26 protein-coding genes are annotated in these 25,749 nt (G+C 59.1%); 16 read left to right on the forward strand and 10 right to left on the reverse strand.

The window, feature by feature from the left end:
- Positions 1-74: 74 nt before the first annotated feature.
- Positions 75-689 carry a PolC-type DNA polymerase III gene (locus B9Z52_RS08235; protein WP_108413375.1) on the reverse strand — a complete coding sequence of 205 codons (615 nt, stop codon included), beginning with the start codon at positions 687-689 and terminating at the stop codon, positions 75-77.
- 120 nt (positions 690-809) lie between these two features.
- On the opposite strand from B9Z52_RS08235, the gene B9Z52_RS08240 reads away from it, so the two are divergent.
- The gene (locus B9Z52_RS08240; protein WP_108413376.1) at positions 810-1,955 is read left to right on the forward strand and encodes a Fic family protein; all 1,146 of its coding nucleotides are present in this window, start codon (positions 810-812) and stop codon (positions 1,953-1,955) included.
- Between the two features lie 49 nt (positions 1,956-2,004).
- Here B9Z52_RS08240 and B9Z52_RS08245 read toward each other — a convergent pair whose 3' ends face one another.
- Both B9Z52_RS08245 and B9Z52_RS08250 read right to left on the reverse strand, forming a co-directional pair.
- A complete protein-coding gene (locus tag B9Z52_RS08245) occupies positions 2,005-2,295 on the reverse strand; it encodes a type II toxin-antitoxin system RelE/ParE family toxin (protein WP_108413377.1) in 291 nt (96 codons plus the stop codon).
- Positions 2,292-2,594: a CopG family ribbon-helix-helix protein gene (locus B9Z52_RS08250; RefSeq protein ID WP_108413378.1), complete on the reverse strand. Its 303-nt coding sequence runs from the start codon at positions 2,592-2,594 to the stop codon at positions 2,292-2,294. The genes B9Z52_RS08245 and B9Z52_RS08250 overlap by 4 nt, the downstream gene beginning before the upstream one ends.
- Positions 2,595-2,753: 159 nt before the next feature.
- Here B9Z52_RS08250 and B9Z52_RS08255 point away from each other — a divergent pair, with 159 nt between their 5' ends.
- The 7 genes from B9Z52_RS08255 to B9Z52_RS08285 all read left to right on the forward strand — a co-directional run bounded on the left by B9Z52_RS08255 (position 2,754) and on the right by B9Z52_RS08285 (position 10,604).
- Complete coding sequence (locus tag B9Z52_RS08255; RefSeq protein ID WP_108413379.1) at positions 2,754-2,993, forward strand: plasmid stability protein; 240 nt, start codon at positions 2,754-2,756, stop codon at positions 2,991-2,993.
- Positions 2,990-3,421: a type II toxin-antitoxin system VapC family toxin gene (locus tag B9Z52_RS08260; RefSeq protein ID WP_108413380.1), complete on the forward strand. Its 432-nt coding sequence runs from the start codon at positions 2,990-2,992 to the stop codon at positions 3,419-3,421. Before B9Z52_RS08255 ends, B9Z52_RS08260 begins: the two co-directional genes overlap by 4 nt.
- Before the next feature lie 20 nt (positions 3,422-3,441).
- Positions 3,442-4,119: a metallophosphoesterase gene (locus B9Z52_RS08265; RefSeq protein WP_108413381.1), complete on the forward strand. Its 678-nt coding sequence runs from the start codon at positions 3,442-3,444 to the stop codon at positions 4,117-4,119.
- 89 nt (positions 4,120-4,208) lie between these two features.
- On the forward strand, positions 4,209-4,631 hold the full coding sequence (locus B9Z52_RS08270; protein ID WP_108413382.1) for a hypothetical protein: 423 nt from the start codon (positions 4,209-4,211) through the stop codon (positions 4,629-4,631).
- 25 nt (positions 4,632-4,656) lie between these two features.
- Positions 4,657-5,433, forward strand: a complete 777-nt coding sequence (locus tag B9Z52_RS08275; protein ID WP_108413383.1) for an HNH endonuclease — start codon at positions 4,657-4,659, stop codon at positions 5,431-5,433.
- Positions 5,434-5,524: 91 nt separating this feature from the next.
- Positions 5,525-9,388 (forward strand): DUF3427 domain-containing protein, encoded by a 3,864-nt coding sequence (locus tag B9Z52_RS08280; protein ID WP_108413384.1) that lies wholly within the window; start codon positions 5,525-5,527, stop codon positions 9,386-9,388.
- A 154-nt stretch (positions 9,389-9,542) separates the two neighbouring features.
- A complete protein-coding gene (locus tag B9Z52_RS08285; protein ID WP_108413385.1) occupies positions 9,543-10,604 on the forward strand; it encodes a Fic family protein in 1,062 nt (353 codons plus the stop codon).
- 243 nt (positions 10,605-10,847) lie between these two features.
- Here B9Z52_RS08285 and B9Z52_RS08290 read toward each other — a convergent pair whose 3' ends face one another.
- From B9Z52_RS08290 to B9Z52_RS08305, 4 genes are all read right to left on the reverse strand, one after another.
- Positions 10,848-11,189 (reverse strand): helix-turn-helix domain-containing protein, encoded by a 342-nt coding sequence (locus tag B9Z52_RS08290; protein ID WP_108413386.1) that lies wholly within the window; start codon positions 11,187-11,189, stop codon positions 10,848-10,850.
- 143 nt (positions 11,190-11,332) lie between these two features.
- Positions 11,333-11,746 (reverse strand): type II toxin-antitoxin system HigA family antitoxin, encoded by a 414-nt coding sequence (locus tag B9Z52_RS08295; RefSeq protein ID WP_108413387.1) that lies wholly within the window; start codon positions 11,744-11,746, stop codon positions 11,333-11,335.
- A gap of 234 nt (positions 11,747-11,980) precedes the next feature.
- On the reverse strand, positions 11,981-12,808 hold the full coding sequence (fghA, locus tag B9Z52_RS08300) for an S-formylglutathione hydrolase (protein ID WP_108413388.1): 828 nt from the start codon (positions 12,806-12,808) through the stop codon (positions 11,981-11,983).
- Positions 12,805-13,926, reverse strand: a complete 1,122-nt coding sequence (locus B9Z52_RS08305) for an S-(hydroxymethyl)glutathione dehydrogenase/class III alcohol dehydrogenase (RefSeq protein WP_108413389.1) — start codon at positions 13,924-13,926, stop codon at positions 12,805-12,807. The genes fghA and B9Z52_RS08305 overlap by 4 nt, the downstream gene beginning before the upstream one ends.
- Positions 13,927-14,049: 123 nt before the next feature.
- Here B9Z52_RS08305 and B9Z52_RS08310 point away from each other — a divergent pair, with 123 nt between their 5' ends.
- A complete protein-coding gene (locus B9Z52_RS08310; RefSeq protein WP_233251891.1) occupies positions 14,050-14,424 on the forward strand; it encodes an antitoxin Xre/MbcA/ParS toxin-binding domain-containing protein in 375 nt (124 codons plus the stop codon).
- A 56-nt stretch (positions 14,425-14,480) separates the two neighbouring features.
- Positions 14,481-15,125 carry an RES family NAD+ phosphorylase gene (locus B9Z52_RS08315; protein WP_108413390.1) on the forward strand — a complete coding sequence of 215 codons (645 nt, stop codon included), beginning with the start codon at positions 14,481-14,483 and terminating at the stop codon, positions 15,123-15,125.
- A 15-nt stretch (positions 15,126-15,140) separates the two neighbouring features.
- On the opposite strand, the gene gyrB is transcribed toward B9Z52_RS08315, so the two are convergent.
- The 3 genes from gyrB to dnaA form a co-directional block, all read right to left on the reverse strand.
- A complete protein-coding gene (gene gyrB / locus B9Z52_RS08320; RefSeq protein WP_108413391.1) occupies positions 15,141-17,738 on the reverse strand; it encodes a DNA topoisomerase (ATP-hydrolyzing) subunit B in 2,598 nt (865 codons plus the stop codon).
- Between the two features lie 94 nt (positions 17,739-17,832).
- On the reverse strand, positions 17,833-18,942 hold the full coding sequence (gene dnaN, locus B9Z52_RS08325) for a DNA polymerase III subunit beta (protein ID WP_108413392.1): 1,110 nt from the start codon (positions 18,940-18,942) through the stop codon (positions 17,833-17,835).
- Between the two features lie 165 nt (positions 18,943-19,107).
- Positions 19,108-20,508 carry a chromosomal replication initiator protein DnaA gene (dnaA, locus tag B9Z52_RS08330; protein WP_233251892.1) on the reverse strand — a complete coding sequence of 467 codons (1,401 nt, stop codon included), beginning with the start codon at positions 20,506-20,508 and terminating at the stop codon, positions 19,108-19,110.
- A gap of 238 nt (positions 20,509-20,746) precedes the next feature.
- On the opposite strand from dnaA, the gene rpmH reads away from it, so the two are divergent.
- The 6 genes from rpmH to B9Z52_RS08360 all read left to right on the forward strand — a co-directional run bounded on the left by rpmH (position 20,747) and on the right by B9Z52_RS08360 (position 25,701).
- A complete protein-coding gene (gene rpmH, locus B9Z52_RS08335; RefSeq protein ID WP_005798102.1) occupies positions 20,747-20,881 on the forward strand; it encodes a 50S ribosomal protein L34 in 135 nt (44 codons plus the stop codon).
- Between the two features lie 67 nt (positions 20,882-20,948).
- The gene (locus tag B9Z52_RS08340; protein ID WP_108413394.1) at positions 20,949-21,383 is read left to right on the forward strand and encodes a ribonuclease P protein component; all 435 of its coding nucleotides are present in this window, start codon (positions 20,949-20,951) and stop codon (positions 21,381-21,383) included.
- Positions 21,380-21,652, forward strand: a complete 273-nt coding sequence (gene yidD, locus B9Z52_RS08345) for a membrane protein insertion efficiency factor YidD (RefSeq protein WP_108413395.1) — start codon at positions 21,380-21,382, stop codon at positions 21,650-21,652. Before B9Z52_RS08340 ends, yidD begins: the two co-directional genes overlap by 4 nt.
- On the forward strand, positions 21,649-23,331 hold the full coding sequence (yidC, locus tag B9Z52_RS08350) for a membrane protein insertase YidC (protein ID WP_108413396.1): 1,683 nt from the start codon (positions 21,649-21,651) through the stop codon (positions 23,329-23,331). The genes yidD and yidC overlap by 4 nt, the downstream gene beginning before the upstream one ends.
- A 60-nt stretch (positions 23,332-23,391) precedes the next feature.
- Entirely contained in the window at positions 23,392-24,804 is a 1,413-nt protein-coding gene (mnmE, locus tag B9Z52_RS08355) for a tRNA uridine-5-carboxymethylaminomethyl(34) synthesis GTPase MnmE (RefSeq protein WP_108413397.1), read from the forward strand.
- Between the two features lie 84 nt (positions 24,805-24,888).
- Positions 24,889-25,701 carry a ChbG/HpnK family deacetylase gene (locus tag B9Z52_RS08360; RefSeq protein ID WP_255417806.1) on the forward strand — a complete coding sequence of 271 codons (813 nt, stop codon included), beginning with the start codon at positions 24,889-24,891 and terminating at the stop codon, positions 25,699-25,701.
- Positions 25,702-25,749: the final 48 nt, after the last annotated feature.

A 25,749-nucleotide genomic window follows, 5' to 3' on the forward strand; every position in this document is an offset into this window, starting at 1 on the left:
TCTATGTCATGTAAAGGTATTTTCCAAATCCTGCAGAAAATTTTGCGACTTTGAATGCGACTTTGAATGCGCTTTTATTGAGCTCCGGCACGCTGCTTCAAATACGGCCCCACCATGTGGCGGCTGGTGCGCTGCAGGCCCATCAGCAAGGCGTGGTCCGTCTGACTGCAGCCGTAGCGGGTTTTCAGGTCGCGTTGCATCTGCGCCAGCAAATGCGCGGCCATCTCGGCATCGGCCAAGGCCCTGTGCGCACGGCCTGACGAAGGCAAGTGGTGCATAGCCGCCAGCGTGCCCAGCTTGTGATTGAGCGCCTGCGGGTACAGGCGCCGCGACAGCAGCAGGGTGCAGGCAAAGGGGTGTGCACCGTCTTCGCCGCAACGGGCCAATTCGGCCTGCCAAAACTTTTTATCAAACGCCGCGTTGTGCGCCACCATGGGCCGCCCGGCCACAAAGCGGGCCGCCTCGCGCATCACCTGCTCGGCCGGGGGCGCGGCCAGCACCATCTCGTTGGTGATGCCGGTCAGTTGGGTGATGAAACTGTTGACCCGCACCCCCGCGTTCATCAGGCTCTGGTAACGGTCCACCACCTGACCGCCCTCGAGCATGACGATGGCCACCTCGGTGGCGCGGTCGCCCATATGGGGCGAAATGCCCGTGGTTTCGAAGTCGATGATGGCGATGGAAGACATGGAGTGAAGGCTGAGGCACAAACGGGTCTCAGATTAAAACCCGCTTTCACAGGCTTGCGCCATATTAAAGATGGCTTTAATATGATGAACCTGTATTCAAGCGATCTTTAATATCTGGCCATGCGCATCACCGGAACCTACGTCACCTCAACCACTCTCGGCGAGAGCGTGTGCGCTTTTGTACCCCATGCGCTGCCACCTGCTGAGCCCGAACTGGACGCTGCTTGTTATTCCGAACTCAACCGCACGGCTGAACTGGCCTTAGCCCGTCTGGCAGGGGTGGCAGGCTTGGTGCCTTCGATCGACTGGTTACTCTACAGCGCTATCCGCAAAGAGGCTCTGCTCACATCCCAGATTGAAGGGACCCAGGCGACACTGGTCGACCTGTTTGACAAAGAGGCGGGGCTGGTCGTCAGCAACACAGACGATGTGGAGGAGGTCACCAATTACCTGCGTGCCTTTCGCTGGACAGAACAAACATTGCGGGACCCCAAAGGCCTGCCCTTAAGCGTGCGCCTGATGCGGCAAGCCCACCGCCTGCTCATGGACGGTTCCCGTGGCTCGGGTCGCCAACCGGGCGAGTTGCGCCAGTCTCAAAACTGGATCGGCGGCACACGGCCCGGCAACGCTGTATTTGTCCCCCCGCCGCCCACGCATGTACCCGCCCTGCTGGCCGATCTTGAACGCTTCATCCACGACACAGAGCCCACCCTGCCGCCTCTGGTGCGCATTGGGCTTGTGCACGTTCAGTTTGAAACCATTCACCCCTTTTTGGATGGCAATGGACGCATTGGGCGATTGCTGATTGCCGCACTCATGGAGCAATGGGGCTTATTGTCAGAGCCCTTGGTTTACGTGAGCGCCTACCTGAAACAGCATCAAACCGAATACTACCGACGACTTTCTGCAGTCCGCACCGATGGCGACTGGGAAGGCTGGGTGGCTTTTTTCCTGGAAGGTGTTGCCCGCGCAGCAGACACCGCAGAGCGTGGCATCGTCGCATTGGCCAGCCTCATCAACACGGACCGACGTCGCCTGCTCCAAGAGCCCCGCATCACGCCAGCCAGTCTTCGCCTATTTGAACTCTTGCCACTGATGCCTATTTTCTCCATCGATCAAGTCTGCGAACGACTGGGAACCACGTTCCCCACAGCCAATGCAGCGGTCAAAATACTGGAAAAGCTCGGCATCGTGGTCGAGCAGACTGGGCAAAAAAAGAACCGTCATTACAGCTACCAAGCCTATGTGGAATTGCTGAGCGATTGATTTTTGGACGACCGGTGATGGCATCAATGGCGACGAAGGTCAAAAAACCTCAGTGATAGTCTTGCTCCCGCTGGTGCTTAATGGCCAGCACGAACACCACATCGGCAGCGGCGTCGAAAGCATACAGCGCCAAATAACCCGATCTTCCGCGTGAAATCACGAGCTCACGCATACCGTGGGCCACGGGACGTCCCATCAACGGATGGCGCTCTAACACTGACAAAGCATCCAGCACCAAGTCCACCGTTTCGACCGCGTGTTCAGGTCGACTCACCAACAAAAAATCCACCAGCTCTTCGAGGTCGTTAGCCGCCTCCGGGGAGTGCACCAACTGCGTCATGACCGCGGGGCGAGCAACTGCTCAAGCCCTTGTGCCGCTGGCCGCTTGCGCGTGCCGCCTCGCACCTTGTCTTTCAGGTATTCGGCCATTGCCCGCCCATCCACGACCAGGCCTGTTTGCAGCAAGTTTTGCCGCGCCTGCAACGCACGCTGAACCAAAGCGTCTTCTTCTTCAGAGCGGGCGACGGCCAATTCAATGGCTTGCACCATGAAGGCATGCGGCGTCACGCCACGTTGGCTGGCCGCAGCTTGCACCTTGGCGCGAGATTGTTCGTCCAATTTGACTGAAAAAGTCGGCATTTTGAGGCTCCTGTTGCCATCAGTATAGCCAAGGTGTTACCCGATCAATACCACCAATGGCGGCGTTCACTGCCATGAGCATGCTGCCACTCGCAAAACAAATTATGATATCAAAATTAATTAAATGATATCATTTGACGAAAATCAGGAGACCCTGCCATGTCATCCATCACCATCCGCAACTTGCCCGAAGAAACCCACAGAGCCCTTCGCCTGCGCGCCTCGTTGGCGGGCCGCAGCACAGAGGCCGAAGTGCGCGCCATTCTGGAGCAAGCCGCACGCCCTCAAGGGCGCATCCAACTGGGATCTCTGCTGGCCGAAATTGGCCAACAAGCGGGCGGCTTTGACTTGAATATGGAGCGAGACCCAACACCCGCAGAACCCATGGGGCTTGAATGATCTTGCTCGACACCAACGTCATCTCGGAGCCACTGAAACTGTCAGCTGACGCTGACGCTGGCGTTTTGGCGTGGATAGACGCGCAATCCATAGCCACCCTTTACCTGTCCGCCATCAGCCTGGCCGAATTGCGCTTTAGCATCGCGGCCCTGCCAACGGGCAAACGCAAAGAGACCCTGCAACTGGGTCTGGAGCAACGCATCCTGCCCTTGTTCGCTGACCGAATCCTGCCTTTTGACGCCATCGCATCTCAGGCCTATGCAGACATCCTATCGACAGCACGCGCCCAGGGCCGAGCCATCTCGACGGCTGACGGTTACATCGCCGCAACAGCCAAGTGCCATGGCTTCATGGTGGCCACGCGCGACGCCAGCCCATTTGAAGCAGCGGGTGTTGCCGTGATCAACCCCTGGACAGTTCAACACTGACCGCCGCAAGCTGCGCACACATGACCGGCCCCATCCTTTTCTGTGGCGACCCCCACGGCCAATGGCAGCACATCATCGATGCGGCTGAGCAAACCCGCGCCCACGCCGTCATCTTGCTGGGCGACCTGGAGCCTGCACGGCCGCTGCACGTGGAGCTGGAGGCCATCTGGGATCGCGTGTGGTTCATCCATGGCAACCACGACACGGACAGCGAAGGCACCTTTGCCAACGTGTGGCACCCCGAGCTGGCCGAGCGGCACATCCATGGCCGCGTGGTCACGCTGCCCTGCGGCACACGCATTGCCGGGCTGGGCGGCGTGTTTCGCGGCGCGGTGTGGTACCCCAAAAACACGCGGCCTGCCCACTACCGCAACCGCGACGAACACACCCACAAAACCCCGCGCCAAGACCGCTGGCAAGGCAGCGCACACCTGAAACACTGGTCAAGCATCTACCCCGACGAAGTGGAGCAACTGGCCGCACAACAAGCCGACATCCTGATCACGCACGAAGCCCCCGGCTACCACGCCTACGGCTTTACGGCACTGGACACACTGGCCCGCCGCATGGGCGTGCACACCACGGTGCACGGCCACCAACACGACAGCATCGACAGCAGCGCGCATTGGGATGCGCAAGGGTTCAAGAGTTTTGGGGTGGGGCTGCGGGGGGTGATGGTGGTGGATGGGCTGGCATGATCGGCATGGGTGAGTGACCCAGGCAAAGCCCTGGTACACAAACGCGTCGCCAATTTTTATGCTGAGCGCCTTCTTCCACTGGAGGCACCATGCAAACCCCAACCGACAAAACCACCACGCCAGTTTATGGCGTTCGCCCCAGCAAGCCCGGCCTGTATCTGGGCTTGTTTCATGGCCGCGACACGCCCAACCAAACCATGCACGACTGGGGCTTCGATGGCCCGGCCATTGGGCCACTCAGGTACTTTCACACCACCTACGCCTGCTCGGTGAATGTGGAATTTGTCAGCCCCACAGATGCCCAACTTTTCACAGGCACCCACGACACGCTCATGGACTTGGCCATCAACGGTGACCTGCTGTGCTTTGACGGCAAGCTGTACGGAGACTGGACGGTGTATTGGGTCTCGCCCGAAGAATGCTTCAGGCCACCCGACACCTTCCGGCAAAACACCCGCCCCAACGATTTGCGCAGGCAAGCCAAGCCGATCCCGTGGGACGAGGACAGCTAATATCTGGCGTCAGGGAGAACAACACATGCCTCGATCCACCAACTGGACGCGCAACGAAACATTGGCGGCGTTTCACATTTACCTGCAACTGCCATTTGGGCAGCTGCACCGCAACCAACCGCGCATCGTGCAGTTGTCGCAGTGGATTGGGCGCACCGCCAGCGCTGTGGCCATGAAGCTGGTTAACTTGGCCAGCCTCGACCCTCAAATTGTGGCCAGTGGCCGACGCGGCATGGGCAATGCATCCAAGCTGGACCAACAAATTTGGAACGAATTTTTGGCGGCCAACGACCCCGTGGTCACCGAAGCGGCCACGTCATTTGGCCACTATGCAGAACAAAACGGCCTGCCACCCTTTGTGGACGTGCTGGACGAAGTGCCCGACATTGCGGAAGGCAAAACCACCACGGCCATCGTGCAGGTGCGCGTCAACCAAGCCCGGTTTCGCCGCTCGATTTTGGCCAGCTACAACGCCACTTGCTGCATGAGCGGCCTGCGCGTGCCCAAGCTGCTGGTGGCCAGCCACATCGTGCCGTGGAGCATGGACACCCAAAACCGCCTGAACCCGAGCAACGGCCTGTGCCTGTCGGCCTTGCACGACCGGGCGTATGACCAAGGGTTGATCACGGTGTTACCGGACTTCACCATCCGCGTGGGCGAAGCGCTGCGTCACGCCGAGTTGGACCCGTTTGCACAAAGCAGCTTGGCGCGATGCGAAGGGCAAGTCATCCGCCTGCCGGAACGCTTTCGGCCTGCGCCTGCGTTTTTGGAGGCGCATGCGCGGCGGTTTGGGTTTTTGTAAATGGGTAGCTTAGGCTAGTCTTTAAATAGATGCTAAAAAAGCAAGGACAATCAATAGCAATATTTATAAGCCACGCGAGATAGCCTACCCCATGACCGCAAAGATTGATTTATCAACCACCGTTGGCTACTACAATGACCGCGCCGAGCAGTTTTTCAGCTCAACCCTGCGGGTGGACATGGGTCCAATCTACGAGCGATTTCTTGACGGGCTTACACCGGGCGCAAGCATCTTGGATGCCGGTTGCGGTTCGGGGCGTGATGCGCGTGCATTTGCTGACCGTGGCTTCAGCGTCAGTGCTTTTGATGCGTCTGTTGAATTGGCCAAGCGGGCCAGTGAGCACTGTGGTTTTGTGGTGGATGTGCGGCGCTTTGAAGATGTGGACGAGGTCGCCCAATACGATGCGATCTGGTGCTGCGCCAGTTTGCTGCATGTGCCGCTTTTGGACATGCCGGGTGTGTTGTCCAAATTGTGGGCGGCGCTCAAAGCAGGTGGCCGCATTTATGTGAGCTATAAGCTTGGCAGCGGCGAGCGTGAGCACGATGGGCGACGGTTTACCGATGCCGACGAGGACACCGTGCGAGCTTGGCTGGAGGCCATGCCCGAGTTGCTGCGCATGGAGTTTTGGCAAACCCAAGACCAACGGCCCGACCGCACTGAAAGCTGGACCAATGCTTTGGCCTACCGTTCGACCGGGCCTGACAAGCGGCTTGTCACGGGCGGTGACGACCATTTTTTGCCGCACCTGTCAGCCGCTTTTGCGCGTTCCAACCAAGCCGATTTGGCGGTGTCCTTTGTCAAGACCTCGGGGCTGCGTTTGCTGTTGCCCGATTTGCAAGGCATGGCAGAAGCTGGTGACACCCATCGCGTTCGGGTGTTGACCAGTGACTACTTGGACATCACCGACCCAGAGGCTTTGCGCTTGCTGCTCTTGCTCCAAGAGAGCGGTGCCGAGGTGCGCGTCTACGCCACTCAAAACCAAGACAGCTTTCACCTCAAGGCCTATGTGTTCGCCCGCTTCGAAGCCGGGCAGTTGAAGTCTGGCACCGCCTTCATTGGGTCCAGCAACATCAGCAGCAAAGCCCTGCGCGATGGACTGGAGTGGAACTACCGCGTGGTGTTTCCGCAAGACGCCGGCTATCTGGAAGCACGCGAACGGTTTGAAGAACTTTTTGCGCACCCCAAAACCATGGCCTTGACCGACAGCTGGATCGAGGCCTATGAACAGCGGCGCTTGCCGCCCACGCGCTCGGTGGCACCCGGCAGCCACGAACAAGAAGCGCCACCCCTGCCCAACGACATTCAGCATGAAGCCCTGACCGCACTGACCGAAACCCGCGAAAACGGTTACCGGCGCGGCTTGGTGGTTTTGGCGACGGGTCTTGGCAAGACATGGCTGGCCGCTTTTGATGCGGTGCGGATGGGGGCTCGGCGCATTTTGTTTGTGGCGCATCGCGAAGAAATTTTGAGCCAAGCGGCGGCCACCTTCATCCGCATCTTGCCCGGCAAGCGTGTGGGTTACTACACCGGGCGCAGCCGCGATGGCGATGTGGACGTGCTGTGCGCATCGGTGCAAACGCTGGGCAAGGCGGCGCACTTGGAGCGCTTTGCACCGCAGCACTTCGATTACATCGTGGTGGACGAATTCCACCACGCCGCTGCGGCCACCTACAAGCGCTTGCTGGCGCACTTTGCACCCTCGTTTTTGTTGGGCTTGACGGCCACGCCAGACCGCACAGACCAGTCGGACATCTTGACTTTGTGTGACGACAACCTGGTCTTTGGCTGCAACCTGTTTGCGGGCATCACCAGCGGCTTGTTGGCCCCGTTTCACTACTACGGCGTTCACGACGAATCGGTCGATTACAAGGAAGTGCCTTGGCGCAATGGACGCTTTGACCCTGAAGAACTGTCGAACAAATTGGCCACCTTGGCGCGTGCACGGCATGCCCTGGCGCAGTGGCGTGCCAAGGCCCAGCAGCGCACGCTGGCGTTTTGTGTGTCCACCCGGCATGCCGACTTCATGGCCGAGCATTTCACGCGGGCTGGCGTGTCGGCCGCTGCGGTGTATTCAGGCTCTTTGCTGGGGCGTGCACAGGCGCTCGAAAAACTGGAAGACGGCAGTTTGCAAGTTTTGTTCTCGGTGGACTTGTTCAATGAGGGCGTGGACTTGCCCAGCATTGACACGGTGCTGATGCTCCGGCCCACCGAATCCAAAATTTTGTTTTTGCAGCAGCTGGGGCGTGGCTTGCGGCGGCACGAAGGCAAACAGCAGTTGGTGGTGCTGGACTTCATTGGCAATCACCAAGCCTTTTTGGGTAAGCCGCAAGCCTTGTTTGGTGTGGGTGCCACGTACAAAGCTTTGGCGGAGTTTGGACGCAAGGCAGAAAAGAACGCTCTGACGCTGCCAAACGGTTGTTACGTCAATTACGACTTGTCGATCATCGAGTTTTTGAAATCCCTTGATGGCGCCGGAACGCAAAAAGACTACGAGGCGCTTCGGGCCGTACTGGGCCGCAGGCCCACCCTCACCGAGTTTTACCACTCGGGCAGCAGCATGCAGGACATGCGTCGGCGTGAAGGCCATTGGTTTGCACTGGTCGAAAGCATGGGGGATTTGTCTGCGGACGAAACCGCCGTTGCCGATCGATTCCAAATGGTCTTGCGTGAAGTCGAAACCACGGCCATGACCAAAAGCTTCAAGGCCGTCACGCTAGAGGCTTGGCTGGAATTGGGTGGCCTGCGCCAGCCTGTTGTGCTGGGCGCATTGGCCGCGCATTCGCGTGCGGTGCTCGACCGCCGTCGCCCTTTGTTGTCTGACCTCGATGCCAAGATGCTGACCACCCCGGGCACCGACGCGGCATGGGCGCAGTATTGGCTGGACAACCCCATCAAAGCCTGGACGGGCGGCAACCTTAAAAACCCGGCATCGGTGCCGTTCGAGGTGCGCGATGGGTGCTTTGGGCTCAAACAAACCGTTGCGGTTTCTGACGCGTCAACACTTGCAGACATGCTGCAAGAACTGGTCGATTACAGACTGGCCGCTTACGAGGTGCGCAGGGTGGCTGTGGAGCCCGCCAACAATGTGATTCCCTTCCCCGTCAAGCGGCGCGAGACGGTGGAGTTGCCGTATTTCCCCAACCTCAAAATCGCTTGCGGCCATTTCAAAACCGGGCGTGCAGACGCCGAAGAGCACAGGGCTTTACCGCTGGCCTATGGCACGCTGGACCCGAGTCGCCACTTCATTGCGCGTGCCTCTGGCAACTCGATGAACGGCGGCAAAAACCCGGTGCTCGATGGCGACTATTTGCTGCTGGAGTTGATCACGCCCAGCCGTGCGGGCTCGATCACGGGCAATGTGATGGCCATCGAGCGGCAAGACGACAGCGGCGACAACCAATACCTGCTGCGGGTGGTCACCAAGGGACGCGATGGCCAATACATTCTGAAAGCCAACAATCCCGACTACGAAGACCTGACGGCCACCGACGACATGCGCACGCTGGCTCGCCTGCGCAACATCATCGATCCACTGGATCTGGCGCTCGGTGAGCCTTTCATGCGCGAAGACATTCCGGCCCTGTTTGGCGAGGCCTTCAACCCCGGCAATTGGAATGTCGGCCATGTGGTGCTGGCCCAGAAAAAGGCGCACATCCTGCTGGTCACGCTCAACAAACAAGGCCGGGCTGACGAGCACAAGTACATGGACCACTGGATCGATGACACGCACTTTCACTGGCAAAGCCAGAACGCCACCGACCCGACCAGCAAACGCGGCGACGAAATCATCCGCCACGCCGCTTTAGGAATCGACATCCATCTCTTTGTGCGCGACACCAAGCTGGCCGTCGGCAAGGCCGCACCCTTCACGTACCACGGCCGGGTGCGCTACCAGTCGCACCAGGGCAGCAGGCCCATGAGCATTGTGTTTGGGCTGCAAAGCGGGGCGGATTGACGGCTGCATCGCTGGCCCTGCATGTGGGCGATGGTTTGCAGGGCGAATGGGTTGCGTTGATGTGATCACTCGGCATGCCACACTGGTTATCGACTTCAATCCATTCACAGGATGCGCATTCTAAATGGGTGTTAATGGGTGTAATATTGGTTTCATGTTGCGTTCAGACACCCTCCAGATCACACCCGAAATCCTGAGCCTGATTGCTCGGATCGACGAATTCAAGGGCGCATGGCGAGCTTTGGGAACGCTGGCACCCGAGCGTCTTTTGGCGCTTCGGCGGGTGGCCACCATCGAGAGCATAGGCTCGTCCACCCGCATCGAAGGCAGCAAACTGACCGACCGCGAAGTGCAACGTCTGCTTTCCAACCTGGCCATCAAGTCCTTCGACACACGCGACGAACAGGAAGTGGCCGGTTACGCTGAACTCATGGACATGGTGTTCAGCGCGTGGCAGGACATCCCTTTCAACGAGAACCACATCAAGCAACTGCACCAAGTTCTGCAGACCCACAGCGAAAAAGATGCTCGCCACCGGGGGCAGTACAAAACCCATTCGAACAGCGTCGCCGCATTCGATGAAAACGGTGCACAAATTGGCATCGTCTTCGAGACCGCCACGCCATTTGACACGCCAAGGCTGATGGCTGAATTGGTGTCATGGGTGAATGGCGAGCGGGATAAGGCACTGATATCGGAAAAGATGCACCCCTTGTTGATCATCGCGATCTTCGTCGTGGTGTTTCTGGAAATTCACCCTTTTCAGGATGGCAACGGACGTTTGAGCAGGGTGCTGACAACCCTGCTGCTGATCCAGGCCGGATATGCCTATGTGCCCTACAGCTCGTTGGAGAGCGTGATCGAGCTGAACAAGGAAGCCTATTATTTGGCCTTGCGCCAGACACAAGGAACCATCCGCAGGGATGCGCCCAACTGGCAGCCATGGCTGGTGTTCTTCTTGCGCTCGCTGGCGGAGCAGGTGCGGCGCCTGGAGAAGAAGGTTGAGCGCGAAAAGATCCTGCTGGCCACCCTGCCCGAGCTGTCACTGCAGATCGTGGAATTCGCCAGAGAGCACGGGCGCGTCACGATGATGGATGCCATCCAATTGACGGGTGCCAGTCGCAACACCCTCAAGCTGCATTTCCGCGACCTGGCCGAGCGCAACCATCTGGAGCAGCACGGCAGCGGACGTGGTGTCTGGTACGGCTTGAAATGAGTGATGGGGATGGTGGCAAACTTCAAAACCTGAGTCAGCGACGGAATTCACGCTGCAGGAGTTGCAACCATCGGGTAACGATCCGCGCCTGAGCTACGGCAGCAACTTGCGCAGTTCGGGCGTCGACACGTCGTCCAAATGCCGGAACGCTGGTGCTGGGTTACAAGGTCAAGACCATCAGTCCCGCCCCAGGTGAGCAAACACCATCAGTTTCAGGGTTTTGGCGATCATCTGCGTCTTGCCTTAAAAGTCCAGTTCTTCGCGCTCTGCCGCGCTCAGGTCGCGGACCCGCTGGGTTTTCTCACGCGCACTGAGCGCCAGCAACGCCGGGTCTTTTTCAGACAACAAGTCCAACAGCGTGCTGCCTGGCGAGATGGCCTGCAGGTAGCGCAAAACTTGGCCAAGCGCGATGCCGGGCTCTCCCTTTTCAAGGCGATAGGCCGTGTTGCGAGACAGCCCTGCACGCAGTGCAGCGTCAGCCTGCTTGACTTGACGTGCCATCCGAAGACGCGCCAGCAATTGCCCCAAGCGTGCGCATTCTTCTTGCTGTGACGGCATGAGCATGGCAGATTGATTGATTTTCATGTTCGTTAAATCGATTTTTATTGATTTAATGATCGATTAAACGAACATGTTACTTGAAATTCTGTCTGCATGTGGACGGCGCCTACCGCGTCCAAAGGTTTCGTTTTGTCTTCATGGCGCAGCGGTGCCCGAGTTTCCCCCCTTTACACAAAGGTCGCAGCAGAAACGCCAAACCGTTCGCTGAGCGCGCGCACTTGGCGAATGTTGGGTTCGCGTTTGCCCGTCAGGATTTCGGACACGACACCCTGGCTGCCGATCTCGCTCAGGTCGCTTTGCTTCAGTCCGTGTTGTTCCATCAGAAATTTAAGCGCTTGCACACCCGTGACTTCGGGCAGAGGGTGATGCTTGGCTTCATAGTCCTCGATCAGATCGCCCACGATGTCGACCAAGCCCATCGCGGGATGCTTTTCTTCGCCTTGGGTTTCATCCAGCAGGGCTTGGAGCATCTCGGTCATGCGCGCGCAGTGGGCTTCATCCCGAATGGGGGTGATGTCAGTTGCGGCACGGAACTGCTCCCAAATGAGGAGCAGGTGCTTCACGTTGATGTCTGCATTCATGATGTTGATCGTAAAGGCTTGGCACCCACGCACAAACCGGCCTGCCCTTGGTGGCATGCCTTACCTCTGAAAAACATGAGGAGTTCTTCATGTTCTTGGTGAGAACACGTCACCCCTGTCATGTCGCCAAAACTGTGTTTTGACGACATGACGATTCAGATCGATCAAATATCGATATTCCACTCACGCCGCGCCAGTTGAATCACACGAAGCCGTCATGGCCGCCTTATAGGGCTACAAATACTTGGCGTGGTGATCAAAGTGATCGCCCAAGAACGTGGCGATGAAGTAATAGCTGTGGTCATACCCCGGCTGCATGCGCAGGGTCAGCGGGTGGCCCGCCGCCTCGCAGGCCGCTTGCAGCAGTTCGGGGCACAGTTGCGCCAAAAACTCGTCGGCATCGCCTTGGTCCACCAGCAGGTGCAGTTTTTCTTGGCGCGCAGTGGCCACCAGTTCTGCTGCATCCCATGCACACCAAGCCTGCGGGTCTGCGCCCAAGTAAGCAGTCAAGGCCTTTTGGCCCCAGGGCACTTGCGACGGCGCGGCGATGGGTGCAAACGCCGACACGCTGCGGTAGCGGCCTGGGTGGCGCAGCGCCGTGACCAGTGCGCCGTGCCCGCCCATCGAATGGCCAAAGATGCCGCGTGAATCGCTGGCGGCAAAGTGTTGTTCGATCAAGGCAGGCAACTCATCGGCCACATAGTCTTGCATGCGGTAGTGCTCGGCCCAAGGGGCTTGTGTGGCGTTGACGTAAAAGCCTGCGCCTTGGCCCAGGTCGTAGGCCGCGTCGTTGGCCACGGCTTCCCCGCGTGGGCTGGTGTCGGGAGCCACCACGATCACGCCATGCCGCGCCGCGTGGGCCTGTGCACCGGCTTTGGTGATGAAGTTTTGTTCGGTGCAGGTCAGGCCCGAGAGCCAGTACAGCACCGGGCACTTGACGCCGCGCAGCGCGGGCTCGGGCAAGTACACCGCCACGCGCATCTCACAACCGAGGGTGCTGGATGCGTGCGTCCAAACTTCTTGCATGCCGCCAAAGCTGGCGTGTTGTTCGATGCGTTTCATTCGCCGCCTTCAAAGTGCACCACCGAGCGGATGGACTCGCCGTTGTGCATCAAGTCGAAGGCGTGGTTGATGCCGCTCAGCCCCATGGTGTGGGTGACAAACGGGGCCAGCGCGATGCGCCCGGCCATGGCGTCGTCCACCATGCCGGGTACTTCGCTGCGGCCTTTGACGCCGCCAAAGGCGGTGCCCAGCCAGCGTCGGCCGGTGACCAGTTGGAAGGGGCGGGTGGAGATTTCCTGGCCCGCACCGGCTACGCCGATGATGACCGACTGGCCCCAGCCGCGGTGCGCACATTCGAGCGCGGCCCGCATGACGTTGGTGTTTCCTATGCATTCAAAGCTGTGGTCCACGCCCCAACCGGTCATGTCGACGATGACTTGCTGAATGGGCTTGTCGTGGTCTTTGGGGTTGACGCAGTCGGTCGCGCCAAAGGTGCGTGCCAGATCGAACTTGCTCGGGTTGGTGTCGATGGCGATGATGCGCCCGGCTTTGGCCAGCTTGGCGCCTTGCACCACGGCCAGGCCAATGCCGCCCAAGCCAAACACGGCCACTGTGTCACCTTCTTGCACTTTGGCCGTGTTTTTGACCGCGCCCAGCCCGGTGGTCACGCCGCAGCCCAACAGGCAGACTTGCTCAGGGTTGGCGTCGGGCCGGATTTTGGCCAGCGAAACCTCGGCCACGACCGTGTATTCGCTGAAGGTGGAGCAACCCATGTAGTGGTACAGCGGCTGGCCTTGGTATGAAAAACGCGTGGTGCCGTCGGGCATGACGCCTTTGCCCTGCGTGGCGCGCACGGCCACACACAGGTTGGTTTTGCCCGACTTGCAAAACAGACATTCACCGCACTCGGCCGTGTAAAGCGGAATGACATGGTCGCCGGGCTGAACGCTGGTGACCCCTTCGCCCACCTCGACCACAATGCCCGCGCCCTCATGGCCCAGCACGACCGGAAACAGCCCTTCGGGGTCTTCGCCCGAGAGCGTGAAAGCGTCGGTGTGGCAGATGCCGGTGTGCGTGATCTTGACCAGCACCTCGCCCTTGCGCGGTGGCGCGACGTCGATCTCGACGATCTGTAAAGGCTTGCCAGCTTCAAAGGCGACGGCGGCACGGGATTTCATAAAGGCTCCTGGGGGGTTTGAATTGAACGTATTGTGATCGGACGACTTCGGCGCCCAATAACATGACGCAACAATTTTTAATATTTATGTTAAATTCTTTCTGTAGAAACCAAGGAGTGCGCCATGTTAACCAATGCAGTCACAGCCCCCGACAAATTCATGGTGTTGGGCAAAGCCACCATGCGCGCTGCCCAAGAGTTGCATCTGTCGAGTGCGGCTTTGGCCCGCGTGATCGGGTTCAGTGAGCCGACCATTAGCCGCATTGCCAACGGCAGCCGGGGCATTGACCCGCTTTCCAAAGAAGGGCAACTGGCGCTGCTGTTGGTGCGTTTGTTTCGCTCTTTAGATCCTCTTGTGGGTGGCGATGCACAAAAGCGCCAAGATTGGCTGCGCAGCCACAACAAAGCGCTGAACGGCATCCCAGCCACGCTGATTGAGTCCCCCCAAGGTCTTGTGACTGCCCTTTCTTATTTGGATGGCATGCGAGGTGCGGCTTGACGTCATCGGCTTCATGGAACCCGGATTGGGTTCATGAGTTCAGTGCCGACTTGCACATGACTGCGTTCCGAATGGTCGAGACGCAGTACGTTGCTGCCACCATGCGCTTGGTGGACTCCGCAGACGAGCAGCTGATGCTGGAAGAAATGCTGGAGGCGAGCAAGCCACCGCTCCCACCCCAGGCAAGCGGTTTGCACTATCTATTGGCTGCGCCTTTTCGGTATGTGCCTCAGACGGGTTCGCGTTTTCGTGCTGTCAACTCACCGGGCATTTGGTACGGCGCAGACGACCCTTATTGCGCCTGCTCAGAAATAGCTTATTGGCGTCAGCGCTTTTTATTGGACAGCGCGGGACTCCTGAAGCAGACGCTGAGCACAGAACACTCCATGTACGAAGCATCTGTTCAGGGGAGCGCTTTGGATTTGCTGTCACAACCATGGGTTTTGGCGCAGGAGTTCTGGATGCACCCGAGCGACTACACCGAAACCCAAAAACTGGCGACACTAATTCGGGAATCTCAGACTGAGTTGACCTGGGTCCGCTACGCGCCAGTGCGCGCCACCGGCCATGTGTGCGCGGCCGTTTTTGATCCACGCAGTTTGACCATGGTCACACCCGATGGCCGTTATGAGCAATGGCACTGCAACACCACGGCCGACAAGGTGACACTGTCGAATGGCCGTGTGCGCTTTGATTTCTGAACGTCAGCGTCCAGATCAAATATCAATATTCCCCGCCCGCAGCGCGTTGCTCTCAATGAAGTTGCGGCGTGGCTCGACCTCGTCGCCCATGAGCATGGTGAAGACGCGGTCGGCTTCGATGGCGTCGTCGATCTGCACGCGCAGCAGGCGGCGCACGGTGGGGTCCATGGTGGTTTCCCACAGTTGGGCGGGGTTCATCTCGCCCAAGCCCTTGTAGCGCTGGCGGCTGGTGGTGCGTTCGGCTTCGCTGATGAGCCAATGCATGGCTTGTCGGAAGTCGCTGACTTTTTCTTCCTTCTGGCGCTCGCCTTCGCCGCGTGAGACTTTGGAGCCTTCGGTCAGCAGGCCTCGGAAGGTCTCTGCCGCTTCGGCCAATGCGGCGTAGTCGGCACCGCGCACAAAGTCTTGCGTGAGCACGCTGCTCTTGATGTTGCCGTGGTGGCGGCGGCTGATGCGCAAGATGGGTTTGTCGGTGCGCACATCAAACTCGGCGGCCACTTCGGCAGGGATGCCGGTGGTGTTGAGTTCGCGCAGTTTGGCTTGCAGTGCGGGCGCGCTTTGGGCAGCGGTTTCCAACGACTCCATGTTGAGCGACACGCCGTCGGCGATGGCGCGCAGGGCTTCGGCGTCCATGAAGTTGGACAGGCGGGCAATCACGGATTCGGCCACTTGGTGCTTTTGCGCCAAGGCTTCCAGGGTGTCGCCGGTCAGCACTTGCTGTGTGGCGGTGGTGATGCTGGCGTCCTTCAAGGCGATGCGCAGCAAAAAGCCGTCGAGCGCCGGGCCGTCTTTGAGGTACAGCTCTTCTTTGCCAGCCTTGACTTTGTAGAGCGGTGGCTGGGCAATGTAGATGTGGCCGCGCTCGACCAGGTCGGGCATCTGGCGGTAGAAGAAGGTCAGCAGCAGCGTGCGGATGTGGGCACCGTCAACGTCCGCGTCGGTCATGATGATGATGCGGTGGTAGCGGAGTTTGTCGGGGTTGAAGTCGTCGGTGGCGCTCTTGCCCGATTCGGCGCTGGCCTTGCCAATGCCGGTGCCAAGGGCCGTGATCAGCGTGATGATTTCGTTGCTGGTCAGCAGCTTTTCGTAGCGGGCTTTTTCGACGTTCAAGATCTTGCCGCGCAGGGGCAAGATGGCCTGGAATTTGCGGTCGCGGCCTTGCTTGGCAGAGCCACCGGCGGAGTCACCCTCGACGATGTAGATTTCGCACAGGGCCGGATCTTTTTCCTGGCAGTCGGCCAGTTTGCCGGGCAGGCCCATGCCGTCCAGCACGCCTTTGCGGCGTGTCATTTCGCGGGCTTTGCGGGCGGCTTCGCGGGCGCGGGCGGCTTCCACAATCTTGCCGCAGATGATCTTGGCGTCGTTGGGGCGCTCTTCGAGGTAGTCGTTCAGGGCTTTGGCCACGATGTCTTCCACCGGGGCGCGCACTTCACTGGACACCAGCTTGTCTTTGGTCTGGCTGCTGAATTTGGGCTCGGGCACTTTGACGGACAGCACGCAGCACAGGCCTTCGCGCATGTCGTCGCCGCTGACTTCGACTTTTTGCTTTTTGGCGATCTCGTTTTTCTCGATGTACTTGGCGATCACGCGGGTCATCGCGGCGCGCAGGCCGGTCAGGTGGGTGCCACCGTCACGCTGCGGGATGTTGTTGGTGAAGCACAGGACCGATTCGTTGTAGCCGTCGTTCCATTGCATGGCGACTTCCACGCCGATGCTGGTGCCGGGGATGCCGCCGTAGCTGTCGGCAGGGCGCTCGCCCATGGCATGGAAGGCGTTGGGGTGCAGCACCTTTTTGTTGGCGTTGATGAAGTCGACAAAGCCTTTGACGCCACCGGCGCCCGAGAAGTCGTCTTCTTTGCCGCTGCGTTCGTCCTTCAGGCGAATGCGCACGCCGTTGTTGAGGAAGGACAGCTCGCGCAAGCGCTTGGCCAGGATCTCGTAATGGAAGTCGTTGTTCTGCGTGAAGATCTCGGTGTCGGGCAGGAAGTGCACTTCGGTGCCGCGCTTGTCGGTGGCACCCGTGACGCGCATGGGCGAGACTTCCACGCCATTGACGGTTTCGAGCAGGCGGTTTTGCACAAAGCCGCGTGCGAATTCGATCTCGTGGACTTTGCCTTCGCGGCGCACCGTCAGGCGCAAGAATTTGCTCAAGGCATTCACGCAGGACACGCCCACGCCGTGCAAACCGCCCGAGACCTTGTAGCTGTTTTGGTTGAACTTGCCGCCGGCGTGCAGTTCGGTCAAAGCGATCTCGGAAGCACTGCGCTTGGGCTCGTGCTTGTCGTCCATCTTGACGCCCGTGGGGATGCCGCGGCCGTTGTCGGTCACGGAAATCGAGTTGTCCGAGTGGATGGTGACGACGATGTCGTCGCAGTGGCCCGCCAGTGCTTCGTCGATGGAGTTGTCCACGACCTCGAACACCAAGTGGTGCAAGCCGGTGCCATCCGACGTGTCACCGATGTACATGCCGGGGCGCTTGCGCACCGCTTCCAGGCCTTCCAGGATCTGGATGGAGCCTTCGCCATAGCCTTCAGATGCGCCTGCTTGGTGGGCGTCGATCTTGGGCTGGACGGTGGTGAAGGACTCTTCGCTGGGCTTGTTTTCTTCGGTCATGGTCTGTTTTCTCTGTCGCTTGAATGGCCGAAACCCGCGATGGGTCGCGGGTTTCGATAAAAGGAGCCATAAAGGTGCCTAGTGGGCTTTCGCCTTAAATGCGCATGGGCATCACCACGTATTTGAAGTTGTCGTTCTCAGGAATCGTGATCAGCGCCGAGCTGTTGCCGTCGGCCAAATCGATGCGGACCATGTCTTGGCCCATGTTGCTGAGCACGTCGATGATGTAGGTGACGTTGAAGCCAATCTCGATGGCGTCGCCACCGTAGTCGATGTCGAGTTCGTCCACGGCTTCTTCTTGTTCGGCGTTGGTGGAGGCCACACGCAGCGTGCCGGGCTCCAGATTCAGGCGCACGCCTTTGAATTTGTCGCTGGTCAAAATGGCGGTGCGCTGCAGGCAAGACAGCAAGGCTTGGCGGCCCAGCGTCAGGTTGTTGCGGTGGCCCTTAGGAATGACGCGGTTGTAGTCGGGGAACTTGCCCTCGACCAGCTTGGTCACGAACTCCATGCCGTCAAAGCTGAACTTGGCCTGGTTGTTGGCAAATTGCATCTCGATCGCACCATCGGCGTCAGACAGCAGGCGCTGCAACTCCAGCACGGTCTTGCGCGGCAAGATGACTTCTTGTTTGACGGGCACTTCCACGTCGAGCGTGGCCGAGGTGTAGGCCAGGCGGTGGCCGTCGGTGGCGACCAAGCTGAGCTTGTTGCCTTCGGCCACAAACAAGATGCCGTTCAGGTAATAGCGAATGTCGTGCACGGCCATGGCAAACGAGACCTGACCGAGCAATTGCTTGAGGGTCTTTTGCGGCACGCTGAACACGGGGCCAAAGCTGGCGGCTTCTTGCACCAGCGGGAAGTCTTCGGCGGGCAGGGTCTGCAGCGTGAATTTGGATTTGCCACCCTTCAAGATCAGCTTGGCCTGTGACGATTCGAGGCTGACGGTCTGGTCCGAGGGCATGGTGCGCAAGATGTCGATCAACTTGCGGGCACCCACGGTGGTGGTGAAGTCGCCAGGGTCGCCGTCCATCTCGGCGGTGGTGCGGATCTGGATTTCCAAGTCGCTGGTGGTCAGCTGCACGGCGTGACCGGTTTTGCGAATCAGCACGTTGGCCAGCACCGGCAAGGTGTGACGGCGTTCCACAATGCCCGACACGGATTGCAGAACCGACAGCAATTTGTCTTGGGTGGCCTTCAGGACGATCATGGGTCTACCTTTGGTGGTTTTTCAAGCTTCAGCCCTGGGGGCTGGGGTGAGAGGGTCAACAGACGACATTTTCGCCTGTTTTTGGATGCTTTTGAGGGGCATCGGCGCGATTGCCGAGTCGCAAGCGCGCGGCCATGACAGAAAGCAGGCGTCCATCTGGTCCGGTCAGCCCTTGAGGGTCTGCTCCAGCACATGCAACTGCTGATTGAGCTCGGTCATTTGCTGGCGCTCGGCCCCGATCTTGCGAACCGCATGCAACACCGTGGTGTGGTCACGCCCGCCAAACAACTCACCAATTTCGGGCAGGCTCTTTTGGGTCAGCTCTTTGGCCAAGTACATCGCAATCTGGCGCGGACGGGCAATGCTGGCGGGACGCTTCTTGCTGTACATGTCCGCAACCTTGATCTTGTAGTAATCGGCCACGGTTTTTTGGATGTTTTCCACACTGATCTGGCGGTTCTGAATCGACAGCAGATCGCGCAGGGCATCACGGGCCAGCTGGATGGAGATGTCCTTTTGGTTGAAGCGCGAATAAGCCAGGATCTTGCGCAGCGCGCCTTCGAGCTCGCGCACGTTGGAGCGCACGTTTTTGGCCACGAAAAACGCCACCTCTTCGGGCATTTCGCTGCCTTCACTGATGGCTTTGTTGATCAAAATGGCCACCCGCATTTCGAGTTCGGGCGGCTCCATGGCCACCGTCAAACCAGAATCAAAACGCGAAACCAAGCGTTCGTGGATGTCGGCCAGGCCCTTGGGATAGGTGTCACTGGTCATCACGATGTGTGACTTTTTGGCCAGCAAAGCTTCAAAGGCGTTGAAGAATTCTTCTTGCGTGCGGTCCTTGTTGGCGAAGAATTGCACATCGTCGATCAGCAGCAAATCGAGCGAGTGGTAGTGGTGCTTGAACTCGTCAAAAGTCTTGCGCTGGTAGGCTTTAACCACATCCGACACAAACTGTTCAGCGTGGATGTACAAAACTTTCGCTTCGGGGCGGTCGGCCAGCAGTTTGTTGCCAATCGCGTGCATCAGGTGGGTCTTGCCCAGACCGACGCCGCCGTAGATGAACAAGGGGTTGTACAGGTGCCCGGGCTGGCCCGCCACGTGCATGGCCGCAGCACGTGCCATGCGGTTGGCCGTGCCTTCGACCAGGGTGTCAAAAGTCAGCGCCGAATTGAGGCGACTGCGAAAGGTGTTGACCACCGGCTCGTCGGCCGCTTCCAACACCTCAGGGGCGTTCTCCATCGAGGAAGGCGTAGACTGTCGTACAGTCTTGACGCCAGATTCGCGCGGAGTGATCGCTAACTCAATTTGAACTGGATGGCCTTGCAGGTTCTCCAGAATGGCCGACAGGCGACCGGCGTATTGGGCGCGAATCCAGTCCAGCTTGAAACGGTTGGCCACGAACAAAGTGACGCGTTGCTGGTCTTCAGAGACGTTGGCGGTGAGTGGTTTGATCCAGGTGTTGAGCTGCTGCTCGGGCAGCTCGCGGGACAGCTCGTCCACGCAAGAACGCCACAAGGCTTGACCTGCATCCATCGGAATTTCTGGGGGGAGTCCCTCGGACATGTTGTATTTGTTTTTGTGGATAGAGAAGAAGAAAAACGGCAGGACAGCTGACTTTATCAAGAGCTTATCCACAATCGCAAAAGCAACTGGACGGCCATCATAAACCACATCAACTGGATTTGGATGCGGGTGTTCCCGAAAGCTTAAATTGAGCCAAATTTGCCGCGGGCCCGAAAGTTTGCGATAATCTTGGGTTTCGCCCAACGCAACTTATAGCTTTGGGCACAAAGGAAGAGTTATGAAACGCACCTACCAACCATCCAAAACACGTCGCGCCCGTACCCACGGTTTCCTGGTTCGCATGAAAACCCGTGGCGGCCGTGCTGTGATCAACGCACGCCGCGCCAAGGGCCGTAAACGTCTGGCTGTCTAATGTCCATCCGGCCGTCCGGCTGTGGCCTTGTGCCACTGCTGGCGGTTCATGCCGGGGCCTGGTCATCGTGCAGCGTCTAAAAACACGCCCACAATTTCAGGCCGCCTTGGCTGGTGGCACGGTCTCGCGTACAGCGCATTTTGCGTTGCACCGCCTGAGCTTGACTGCACCGACAACCTATTTGGCACAAGCCGATTCAATCGGGCCTGCACCCTCACCGGAGCAGGCCCTTTTTGACTTGCCTGACGTCTGGCTGGGTGCCATGGTACCCAAACGCTGGGCGCGCAGGGCGGTCACCCGCAATGCCATCAAGCGCCAAATCTATACGGTGAGCCTGCGTTTTGTCACGCGCTTGCCTTTGGCCGCTCATGTGGTGCGCCTGCGTACGGGGTTTGACCGCAAGCAATTCATCAGCGCGTCATCTGAACAGCTCAAACTGGCGGTTCGTCTGGAGCTGGAGCAATTGTTTGAACGCGCCAGTCGCAAGGAAGAAATGGCATGATCAAGCGTTTGCTGATCGGCGTGGTGCGCGGTTACCGTCTTTTGCTCAGTCCTTGGTTGGGATCGGCTTGCCGGTTCGAGCCCACTTGCTCGGCGTATGCCTTGCAGGCGCTGGACCGTCATGGCGCTGCCGCTGGCAGCTACCTGACCGTTCACCGCCTGATGCGTTGCCACCCGTGGTGCGCTGGTGGCAGCGACCCCATTCCCGAACAGGCACCTCGCCTGTTCACGGCTTTGTTTTCCCCTACTTCGTCAAAGAAGACCTCATGAACGATATCCGTCGCACCATCCTCTGGGTGATTTTTGGCTTCTCCATGGTCCTGCTGTGGGACGCGTGGCAGGTCCACAACGGCCAGAAAGCCACTTTCTTCCCTCGTCCGGGCGCAGCCCAGGTCGCAGCGGCCCCTGCCAGCACGGCCAGTGGCGTGCCCACGGCGTCTGCCCCTGTGGCCACAACGGCCGCCGCCACACCAGGCCAAGTGCCTGCAGGCCCTGCGACTGCAAACGCCAGCGAGCAAATCGACGTCAGCACCGATGTGCTGAAACTGCGTTTTGACACCGAAGGCGGCACGCTGACACGCACCGAGTTCACCCAGCACAACGACATGGTGGACGCGAAAAAGCCTTTTGTCTTGCTGGACCAAAGCCCTGCACGCGTTTACACCGCCCAAACCGGCCTGATTGGTGGCAACTTCCCCACACACAAAAGTGCCATGCGTTTTGCGGGTGAGAAAAGCCTGAAAGACGGCCAGAACGAATTGACCCTGCGCTTCGAGTCCGACGTGCAAAACGGTGTGAAACTGGTCAAGACTTACACCCTGCAACGCGGCAGCTACGTGATTGGCGTCAAGCACGAAGTGGTCAACACCGGCACCGCCGCTGTGTCGCCCCAGCTGTACCTGCAATTGGTGCGTGACGGCAACAAGCCTGCGGGCGAATCGTCGTTTTATTCGACCTTCACCGGCCCTGCGATCTACACCGACGCCAAGAAGTACCACAAGGTCGAGTTCTCCGACATCGAAAAGAACAAGGCCGAGATCGACAAGACCTCGCCCAACGGCTATGTGGCCATGGTGCAGCACTACTTCGCTTCGGCTTGGTTGCTGGGTGAAGGTATCAACCGCGAAAACTTCGTGCGCAAGGTCGACAACAACCTGTACGCCGTCGGCATGATCACACCCGTGGCCGATGTGGCCCCCGGTCAGTCCAAAAGCGTGAGCTCGCAACTGTTTGTGGGCCCACAAGAAGAAAAAGTCCTCGAAGCTTTGGCCCCTGGCCTGGACCTCTTGAAGGATTACGGCTGGTTGGCCATGTTGTCCAAGCCTTTGTACTGGCTGCTGGACAAGCTGTTTGGCTTCATCCAGAACTGGGGCTGGTCGATTGTGGCGCTGGTGCTGCTGCTCAAGATTGCTTTCTACTGGCTCAACGCCAAGGCCTACTCCAGCATGGCCAAGATGAAAGCCATCAACCCCAAGATCATGGAAATGCGCGAGCGCCTCAAAGGCGATCCGCAAAAGATGCAACAAGAGATGATGAAGATCTACCGCGAGGAAAAGGTCAACCCCATGGGTGGCTGCTTCCCGATCATGATTCAGATCCCTGTGTTCATCGCGCTGTACTGGGTGCTCTTGTCCACCGTCGAGATGCGCAACGCGCCTTGGATTCTCTGGATCCACGACTTGTCAGCACCTGATCCGTTCTTCATCTTGCCCGTGGTGATGACCCTGACCACCTTGCTGCAAACGGCGCTCAACCCCGCGCCACCAGACCCGATGCAAGCGAAGATGATGTGGATCATGCCGCTGGTGTTCAGCGTGATGTTCTTCTTCTTCCCCGCCGGTCTGGTGCTGTACTGGATCACCAACAACGTGCTCTCGATTGCGCAGCAGTGGATCATCAACACCCGCATGGGCGTGCCACCGCAGTTCAATCTGCCCAAGTTCAAGTAAACCCCAAAGGCCGCGCAAGCGGCCTTTTTTTGGTTCACCTCACCCACCGTTTTTGCTGCCATGCTCGCTCGCCATCAGGATCCCATCGTTGCCATCGCCACCGCCCCCGGCAGAGGGGCCGTGGGCATCGTGCGCGTGTCGGGCCGAAACCTGTCTTCGCTGATACAAGCCCTGTGTGGTCGCAGCCTGGAAGCCCGCGAAGCGACTTACCTGGCTTTTGCCGACGCCGATGGCAGCCCGATCGACCATGGCTTGGCTTTGAATTTTGTGGCGCCGCATTCCTTCACTGGCGAGGACGTGCTGGAGCTGCAGGCCCACGGTGGGCCGGTGGTGCTGCAACTGCTGGTGGCCCGTTGCCTGAAGGCTGCTGCCGAGACCGACCCGGCCACCGGCCAGCCACGACTGGCAGGTTTGCGCGTGGCGCAGCCAGGCGAGTTTTCCGAGCGGGCCTTCTTGAACGACAAGATCGATCTGGCGCAGGCCGAGGCGATTGCCGATCTGATCGACGCCAGCACCGAAGCGGCTGCCCGCAGCGCCAGCCGATCCTTGGCGGGTGATTTTTCCAAAGAAATCCATGTGCTGCGCGATGCCTTGATCCACCTGCGCATGCTGGTGGAAGCGACACTGGATTTTCCGGAAGAAGAAATTGACTTCTTGCAAAAGGCCGATGCCCAAGGGCAGCTGACACGATTGCAAGCCGCGCTGCAAACCGTGATGGGCCGCGCCAAGCAAGGCGCCTTGCTGCGCGAAGGCATCAAGGTGGTGATCGCGGGCCAGCCCAATGCGGGTAAGAGTTCACTGCTCAACGCACTGGCCGGGGCCGAGCTGGCCATCGTCACGCCGATTGCGGGCACCACGCGTGATGTGGTGCAACAGACCATCCAGATCGAAGGCGTGCCACTGCATGTGATTGACACCGCCGGTCTGCGCGAAGGCGAGGGTGTGGACGAGGTCGAGCAAATCGGCATTGCACGCGCCTGGGGCCAGATTGAAAACGCCGACGCGGTGCTGTTCTTGCACGACCTGACCCGCGTGGGCCAAGCCGATTACGACAGCGCCGATGCCGACATCGCCACCCGGCTGCAAAGCCGCCTGCCTGCAAGCGTGACAGTGATCGATGTCTGGAACAAGTCCGATGCCGCCAGCGCACCGAGCGACCGTGCAGGCCTGCCCCTGTCGGCCCGCACCGGCGAAGGACTGCAGGCGCTGCGCCAGCAACTGCTGCAACAAGCGGGCTGGCAGCAAGCCAGCGAAGGCTTGTTCATCGCCCGCGAACGCCATGTGCAGGCCCTGCACTGCGTGCGCGAGCATCTGGATGTGGCCAACGCCCACCTGGCCGCGCAAGCCCAAAACCTGGACCTGCTGGCCGAAGAGCTGCGCTTGGGCCAGAACGCCCTGAACGAGATCACCGGCGAGTTCAGTGCCGACGATTTGCTGGGTGTGATCTTTTCAAGTTTTTGCATTGGTAAATAAACTGAGCTCGCAATACCTGCCATGTCCTTTACCACTGATCTACATATGACGATGCCCTCCAAGTCTGCTGTGACGCCTTTCGTCATGTGTGCCGACGATTACGGCATGACACCCGAGATCAGCGCCGGCATCCTCAAGTTGGCAGATCAAAACCGCATCAGCGCCACCAGCGTGATGAGCTTGTCACCCCACTGGCCCCACTGGGCACCCCCATTGCGAGAGCTGCGGGGCCGTGTAGATGCAGGCTTGCATCTGGACTGGACCAGCGCATTCGCTGTCGACGAAGGATTTGGAAAATCCTTACCGTTGTTGATGGCGCTCAGCGCCCTGCGGCTGCTGCGGACCTCTGCGATTGAGTGTGCGATTGAGCGGCAACTGGATCTTTTTGAAACCCATTTTCTGGCCCCTCCAGATCACGTGGATGGCCACCAACACATTCACCAGTTCCCCGTGATTCGGGAGGTGCTCATGCGCGTTCTGTCACGCCGCTATGGGGCTCATGACCGGCCATGGATTCGCATTGCACGGATAACCGAGGCCGCTGCGAGCCTGAAATCGCAAGTCATCAATGCCATGGGGGCCACCGCTTTGAAGCGCTTGACCATCGGGTATGGTTTTGCACACTCGGATGATTTGACGGGGGTCTACGATTTCCAAGGCAATGCCCATTTTTATAGTCAACGCTTACGCAATTGGCTGGAGCACATGCCCTCCAATAGCGTGTTGATGTGCCACCCGGGTCAAGGTCCATGTGGTTTGGCTCCCTTTGCCCAGGCGCGCTTATGGGAGCAGGAAGTCTTGCAGAGTGAGGCATTTCAGACGATGCTGGACAACACCCAGACCACCTTGGTGCGCGGCAGTGCGCTATTTCAACGCCCTGATAAGCTCACACCATGATCATCATGACAAGACGATGGACTGAAAAACAGCGGTCCTGGCTGACCC

Origin of the sequence: Limnohabitans sp. Jir72 (assembly GCF_003063575.1) — a bacterium.
Taxonomy (GTDB): Bacteria; Pseudomonadota; Gammaproteobacteria; order Burkholderiales; family Burkholderiaceae_C; genus Limnohabitans_A.